The 6,928-nt window shown below is 67.2% G+C and carries 5 protein-coding genes and 1 pseudogene; 2 read left to right on the forward strand and 4 right to left on the reverse strand.

What is annotated here, in order from left to right; translation table 11 throughout:
* Positions 1-258 precede the first annotated feature (258 nt).
* The gene (locus JL106_RS20425) at positions 259-513 is read left to right on the forward strand and encodes an NAD(P)-dependent oxidoreductase (protein ID WP_205262624.1); all 255 of its coding nucleotides are present in this window, start codon (positions 259-261) and stop codon (positions 511-513) included.
* Here the strand turns inward: JL106_RS20425 and JL106_RS21345 are convergent.
* The 4 genes and pseudogenes from JL106_RS21345 to JL106_RS20450 all read right to left on the reverse strand — a co-directional run bounded on the left by JL106_RS21345 (position 497) and on the right by JL106_RS20450 (position 6,563).
* A pseudogene (locus JL106_RS21345) lies at positions 497-1,084 on the reverse strand (SDR family oxidoreductase). The gene JL106_RS20425 and the pseudogene JL106_RS21345 overlap by 17 nt on opposite strands.
* Positions 1,085-1,472: 388 nt before the next feature.
* Entirely contained in the window at positions 1,473-2,942 is a 1,470-nt protein-coding gene (locus tag JL106_RS20440; RefSeq protein ID WP_205262627.1) for a hypothetical protein, read from the reverse strand.
* A gap of 52 nt (positions 2,943-2,994) precedes the next feature.
* Entirely contained in the window at positions 2,995-5,610 is a 2,616-nt protein-coding gene (locus JL106_RS20445) for a S8 family peptidase (protein ID WP_407940222.1), read from the reverse strand.
* Positions 5,607-6,563 (reverse strand): AAA family ATPase, encoded by a 957-nt coding sequence (locus JL106_RS20450; RefSeq protein ID WP_205262629.1) that lies wholly within the window; start codon positions 6,561-6,563, stop codon positions 5,607-5,609. The genes JL106_RS20445 and JL106_RS20450 overlap by 4 nt, the downstream gene beginning before the upstream one ends.
* 113 nt (positions 6,564-6,676) lie before the next feature.
* Between JL106_RS20450 and JL106_RS20455 the strand changes: the two genes are divergently transcribed.
* A partial coding sequence (locus JL106_RS20455) for a transposase (protein ID WP_205262630.1) occupies positions 6,677-6,928 on the forward strand: 252 nt, incomplete at its 3' end.

A 6,928-nucleotide genomic window follows, 5' to 3' on the forward strand; every position in this document is an offset into this window, starting at 1 on the left:
GCACGCCCTCGGCCCGATGCAACCGACGGATCTCCGCCCAGTCCTCCACGTTCAGCACCTCCCCAGCGTCGGGAGGGGGTCAACGTTCCCGGAACCCCAGAGGGTCAGGATTCAAGATCCGGCGACAGCACGACGCTCACGAACCAGTCCGGAGCTCGACTTTTCGTCGTAGGCGGGTTCTCCTCCCTGCGGCCCGCACCGGGCGCCCCCCGGTACCTCACCGACCTCAGCCATGCACCCGAAGCTTTCCACGCCGAGTTGACCTCAGTGTCCGCGCTCGTCACCGACGATCTGCCCGCGACCCCGGAGAGCCTGACCTGGGTGTTCGTCAGCCCCGCCGGCGGCTTCGGCGCGCACGCACCCGGCGAACGCCTCGGCACCTACCGGGTGGGCGACGACGTCGCCCTGCACCCGGACGGCGGCGCGATCTCCGGCCCCGACTACGCCCTCGGCTTCGTCGACCTCATCGAACAGAACACCCACACCCGCGCACACGTCAACCTCGCATCCTGAGACGCAGCAGTTCGGGGTGCGCTGCCGGAGCGCTGCACCGACACGTCGGGGGTGCGGCACTCCAGCAGATACCCACGCAGCGGACCTCCTCCTCGCGGAGTGCCGGATCGCGCTCTGCGCGAAGGCCCGCGCCGCCCCCGACGACGAGGTTCTCGCCGGTGATGGAGGAGGAGTCGTGCGAGCGGAGGAATGCCACCGCCGACGCGACCTCCGGGGCTTCGCCGACGCGACCGGGCGGGATCGACGCTGTCATCTACGGAGCGGCGGCTTGGAACATCTCGGGCGTCATGCCCGACTTGGTCCACAGCGGCGTGTTGATCCCTCCCGGGCCGGCGGCGTTCACTCGGATGCCGCGAGGGCCGAGTTCGAGCGCGAGGGTGAGGATCATTCCGAGAAGTGCTGCCGTGCTTCCCGCCGCTACGCTTCCTTCCTCAAGACCCCGGCTCGCCGCGACTCCGACGGTGAAGACGACCGCCCCTCTCCCGGACATGAGCGGCAGCGCCTTCTGCAACGTGAAGTACTGGCCCTTCGTGTTCACGGCGACCATCTCGTCGTCGGCGGCTTCCCCCACCCGTGATGCGCCCGGACCCTTCGGGGGCGCTCCCGCAAGCGTTCTGGTTGGTCCCCTCTTGGTCCCTTATCCACAGGAACCGGGTTCGAGGCGGTCCGTTCGTCCACAGGCGACCACCGGCGAGAGCGCCGGGGGGACCAGAGGGCGGACCACAGAGAACGACCCCGGACATGAAGAAGCCCAGGCGAGAAACCTACTCTCACCTGGGCTTTTACGTCGGGCTGACAGGATTTGAACCTGCGACCCCCTGACCCCCAGGTGCCGGAATCGACGGCTCTACCGCCCATGAGCTGGGGTTTTATGTTTCAGCCGGTTGCTCTCGGCATCTCGTTTTGCAGGGTTTGCAGGCTGTTGGTCACTTGATTGGTCCACTTCGATTGGTGTCGTCTCAGTCGAGATTGAAGAAGTCGCGGACCAGGTTCGTGAGATGAGTCGGCTCGGCGATCGTCACATGGACTGCGCCGGTGAACACTTGGTTGTAACCCCGGGCGGTCGCTGTCCAGGTGCCTTGTATCTGATCGGGCGTCTCACCGCGGATGACGAGGACCGCGTCACCATCGTCTGTCTGGAATGTTGCGTCCGGGCGGAGGTCTCCGACGACAACTTCGACATCGACCGAGCCGGTCGTCTTCCAGGAAGCGTCCGGTGGCAGGTATGGGCGGGGCATGTAGGGCTGGGAGGCGATCGACGCCGCGAGGCCGGCGGAGTACCCGGCGTGGAGGCCGAGGTCTCGTTTCATGGGGCCCCATTTGCGAGGTGGAGAGGGCAGCTTCAGGTCTCGCCAGTCGGGTCCGTCTCCATAGCCTTGGCGCTCTTCGGCTTCAACGGCGCCGTCGAGGTGCAGCTTCACCTCTACGTCGTGCAGGAACGTCTGGGTCTTGTTGACGACGGTTACCTCGTTCGCGGGCAGGGCGTGGACGGCGAACAGCTCGACAGCTTCTGCCCATGCGGCGCGGAACCGTTCCTCCCAGGCATCGATCTCGGCGCGGTACTCATCCTCGGAGCGCTTCTCCGGCTCTTCCGTGGCGGTGAAGGCAGCAAGGTGGCTCGCGGCCGATGTCTGGTCGGCCAGGAGGCGCGAGAGAGCAGACGAGGCTCCCATGGCCGCGCGAAAGCCGTCGGATGACCCCATCGCGAATCCTGTGGCTGGGGACTGCTTCGGTTCCGGTTTCGGGAGCGCAGCGAGGAGGCGTTGGCGCGCGTTGGTGACGAGGTCGTCGACGGTCTGCTCGTCGACGATGAGGGGAACGACGGTGCCGACGACCGCGACGTCGAGTTCGACGGGGGCCGGCGGGCGTGAGGCTCCGCGTGCCATCAGCAGATCGAGTTCATCGGCGTTTGCCTCCCGGGTCTCACCGTCGCCCCGGTAGTAGATGCGCCCGCTTTGGAGTCCTTCGCCGTTGGATCGGCAGATGAACGGTGGCTGACCTACCTTCGGTGGGTCGACGAGGATGACCAAGACCTGGTTCGTCGAACCTTGCGCCGGGACGCGCACGACGTCCCAGTGAGGGCCGGCCGCGCCGAGGAACGGCTGAATCACCTGGGACAGTGCGAGCATCTCGATCGGCGGTACACCTTCGATGCCCTGCTTGGTAATGCCGACGATCATCACGCCGTAGCCCTCGAAGGCCTCAGCGGCGCGGTCGGGCAACCGGTTCGCGGCGCCGAGGATGAACTTCGCCACCTTGGCCTTGTTCACTTTCGTCGCGAGGTCGGGCGGCCCCTTCAGTTCGAGGTAGTGACGTTCTGCGAGATCGCCGGTGTCTGCGACGGCAGTGACGAGCTGGGCGGCAGCCAGCTCGCCACGCGGCGCCCGAGCGAGGTCGATGGCGGCGGCCTGGTCGTCCTCCGCGCTCATGCGGCCTCGATTCCGCGTGGTGCGGACGCTGAGCGGCCTGTCGTCGTGCGCATCAGCTCTGCACCCGCCCGCGTGCCCGATCGCGAACCCGCTGGCGCAGTCTCGCCCGCACCTCGTCATGGATGGTGGTCGATGTCTGCTCCGCGGTCTCTACGGACACCACGAGCGCGTATCGCACCGTCTTGCCGGCGCGGAGGCGTTGGGCATCGTCCATGCACTCGACGTGGATCGGGAAGGTGCCGTCGCCGCCGAACACCATTGTGCGTGTGCCCTGCACGATCTCGTGTTGGAGGCTTCCCCGTCTGACCGAGTTGTGTTCGGCGTCGATCCGGTCCCCGCCGGCGAGTTGGGTGTCTGGCGTGGCGAAGTAGACCTTGGCGCCTCGGTAGCGGTTGAGCCGGCCGACGGTGGGGACCATGTAGGCGAGGGTGATGGTGAAGCGGTGCCACTCTGCGCGCGAACGGAGCGAAGGCGGCAGCGGCAACTCGTAGGTGTGGCGTTGGTCGCGTGCGATCAGTCCCCCGCCGACCAGCACTGCCCTGTTCGTGGCTGCGGTTCCGAGCCGGTCGGTGTCGAGCCGGCCGTAGCCCAGGAGCACGGTCAGGTGGCGGCGGGCTTGCTGGTTGGTGAGGCCGAGTTCGCGGCGCAGTCGCGCCTCCCATTCGCCCCAACTGCTGGCGTGGGCGAGGAGGGCTCTGACGAGCAGCGGGTGGTACTGCGGGTCGGGCAGCGGTGCGTCGTCGGGATCGTCGGAGCCGGCTTCGAGGATGTCGTACAGGCGGCTGGCTTCGCGGGCCGCCAACGCGGTTGCGTTGCTCGTGCCGATGGTGAAGACGGTGTTGTTCGTTGCGCCCGCTCGCCCGGGCGCGGCTACTTGCAGACCTGGCCCGGTTGTTGCGGTCTGAGCCAGTTCCACCGCGACGGTCTCCTGCCCGCCCGGCGGTGTGACAGGGCGGGCGTAGAGCGCCCTGCCTCCGATGTGATGGAGGTCGGGCTTGACGGAACGGTCGACGCCGGGGCCGGTCGCGCCGTAGTGGGCTGGGCCGTCCTGGTGGGTGATGTCCCAGGCGGTGTCCGGCACGTCGATGTCGCCGAGTCCATCGCTGTGGGTGGCGCCGATGGTCAGTGCGTTGAGGGCGTCGCCTGGAGGAAGGATGCCTCGCAGCAGTGCGGCGTCGTAGACGGACCGGAGCACGGCGGATCGTGCCGAATCGGCGGTGCTGATGGCATCGGCCGGGATCGTGAGCGGGCCGAGGTGGTTGCCGGCGCTGACGATGAACAGCAGGTTGTAGGAGTGGGCCTGCCAGTCGAGTAGCCGTCCGACGGAGCTCATCCGGCGCACGAGCGCTCGGGCTTGCGCACCGATGGAGAGGTTGATGATGCGCACGCTCGGCGCGACCGGACCCCGACCGGCCTCTCCTTCGACGATTCGCTTGACCGCGCGGTGCAGCAGATCGGTGAGCAACCGGTCCGGGAGGATCTGCTCGTGTCCTGTCATGAACTCGTGGGGTCGCATGATGGGCCGGACATACAGTGGCCGGTCGAGCGGTTCGCCGTCGGACGAGAGGTCACCGTGGATGATCAGTGAGGCCATGGCGGTGCCGTGGTGGCGCGCGGCCAGCGGGTAGTTCTCGCCGAGTCCATCGGGGTCATCGACTACCAGCCGGCCGGCGAGGGCGTCGTGGTTGGTAAACGGCAACCCGTCCAGAAGGGCGACCCTGGGCAGGCCGTCGGTGCGTTCTCCGGGAGGCAGGCGGACCTCGCTGACCGGTTCTGTGGTCGGTGGTGCGACGCTCATGGGAGTGAACGGGTTGACGAACATGACTTCGTCGGTGGTCAGCAGCCGGATCGACTCGGCCCCGTCGGCCAGCAGCGAGTGAACCTGTTGGATCGGCAGCTCCGCGAGCAGGGCGTGGTAGCTGATCTCGCCGATCTGGGAGCGGTCGAGCACACCTCCGCCACTGTCCGAGATGACCTGCTCGACGTGTGCTTGTGCTGTGGTGCGCTTTGCGGCGTCGCGGCGGTACCACAACTCGACTTCGACCATCACGGAGCTGACGGACTGACCGACGACGTCGAGGTTCTCCTGCCACTGCTCGCGCAGGCCGGTCTCTCGGATGCGATCTTCTGGTCCCCACCGTCGGATCGCGGTGAGCTGCTGGAACGCGGTCTTGAACTTGCCCAAGCCGTGGGCGAACGATGCTGACGGGTCTGCTTGCCAGGCGGTGAACAGGCGCAGGAGTTCGTCGATCGCTTTGGCGTTCGACATCATCAAGTACAGGGAGTGCTGGACAGGCTTGTCCGTGCGGCCGCTCTCGGACTCGGTCATGTGGAAGTCGTCGTCTGGGTCCGAACGGTCCCCGATCAGCTCAGACAGGAACTCCAGTCCTTCGATCTTGTCGATCGCGTTGCGGAAGTCCTTGATGCTGCCGGCAAGGTCGAAGACGACCACCAGAGCCGGGTCGACCTCGTCAGGTGTGTCAGCAGAAAGACGTGCCCGCTCGGCGTCGAACGCTGCGCTCAGCGCACCGAACTGCGGCGTCAGCCGCTCCCCCTGCCGACCGGCGTTGGGTTTGGATAAGCGCGGCATGTCCCGGGGCGTTTGTGTGGGCCGATCTACCACCGTTGGCGACCCGAACGCCAGGAGCGGCCGGCGCTCCGCGGTCACCCCGCCGCCTGATCTCGCCTGTGCTCAAGACGTTCCTGGACAATCCGCCGGAGGTCGCTGTCGGGCAGGTCGAGGACGGCTCTACGGCGCACGTCCAACGCGAACTCCTCCAGTTCGGAGAAGCTCGCTCCCGCGAGCTTGTCCGCCAGGGTCCGGGGGGCGAATCCGAGGTCGCCACCCAAGCGAGCGGCGAGGCGTTCCAGGAAGCGGGTGGCCTGTGCACGACTCGGGGGTTCGAGTTCAGCGCGAATCTGGAAGCGTCGCCATGCTGCCCGATCGAGGAGTTCGCTGTGGTTGGTCGCCCCTACCAGCAGGACGTGCGGGGGAAGCTGGTCGATCTGGAGCAACAGTGTCGAGACCACCCGCTTGATCTCCCCGGTCTCGTGCTCGTCGGAGCGTTCCTTGGCGATCGTGTCGAGTTCGTCGAAGAACAACACGCAGCGGCGGGTGCGAGCGAACTCGAAGGCATTGTCGAGCCGTGCGGCAGTCTCGCCCAGGAAGCTGGATACAACCCCCTCGTAGCGGATGACGTAGAAGGGCAGCATCAGCTCCGAGGCGATGGCCTCGGCGACACTGGTCTTGCCATTGCCCGGCGGGCCGGACAGCAGCAGTCGATTGCGGGGCTCGATCCCGTAGCTGCGCAGCAGTTCGGCGCGCTTCTGCTCCTCGATCAGCTCCGTGACAACCCGGCGCGGGACCGGAGCAAGCTCCAACTCGTCCAGGCGCCGATGAGGAACGATCTCCTGCACCAGGTCACGCATAGCTGCGGCGCGGTCATCACGCGGGGCGCTCTGTCCGGTGGTGGTGATCAGCTCGGACAGGCGGTCGGCGACGAGATGATGCTGGTTGGCTCGCTCCTCAGCGATCACCGCTTCGACGAGGACGCGGAAACGGTCGCGATCGCCACGGCGCTCTGCCTCGACGAGGTCGAGAAGCAGGTCCGCACGCGCCATGGTCTGCCTCCGTCAGTCGCCTGCCGTCACTTGCTGCCTACTTTACCGGCGGCGGCTCTGAGGCTAGGGCGTGTCTCCCATTGTGGTGGTGAGGCTCGCGAGAGTCTGTGCTGGTGACGTCGTCTGGGCGGTACCGGGTGCTCTCTGATGAGCAGTGGGCGCGGATCGAGCCGTTGCTGCCGTCGAACGAGGGTCGGCGGGGTCACCCGTTTCGCAATGGTCGGCGGGTGGTCGAGGTGATCGCCTACCGGTATCGGACCGGGATCCCGTGGCGGGACCTGCCGCGGGAGCCGTTCGTGCCGTGGCAGACCGCGTGGAAGCGGCACCGCCGATATGCCGCGGACGGCACGTGGGACCGGGTCCTG

The sequence above is a fragment of the Nakamurella leprariae genome (assembly GCF_016918035.1).
In the GTDB taxonomy this organism is placed as follows: Bacteria; Actinomycetota; Actinomycetes; order Mycobacteriales; family Nakamurellaceae; genus Nakamurella; species Nakamurella leprariae.

Bases quoted from the DNA above. Each gene is read 5' to 3' on its own strand.
- JL106_RS20440 (WP_205262627.1), bottom strand. From the start codon at position 2,942: ATGAGCGCGGAGGACGACCAGGCCGCCGCCATCGACCTCGCTCGGGCG.
- JL106_RS20450 (WP_205262629.1), bottom strand. From the start codon at position 6,563: ATGGCGCGTGCGGACCTGCTTCTCGACCTCGTCGAGGCAGAGCGCCGT.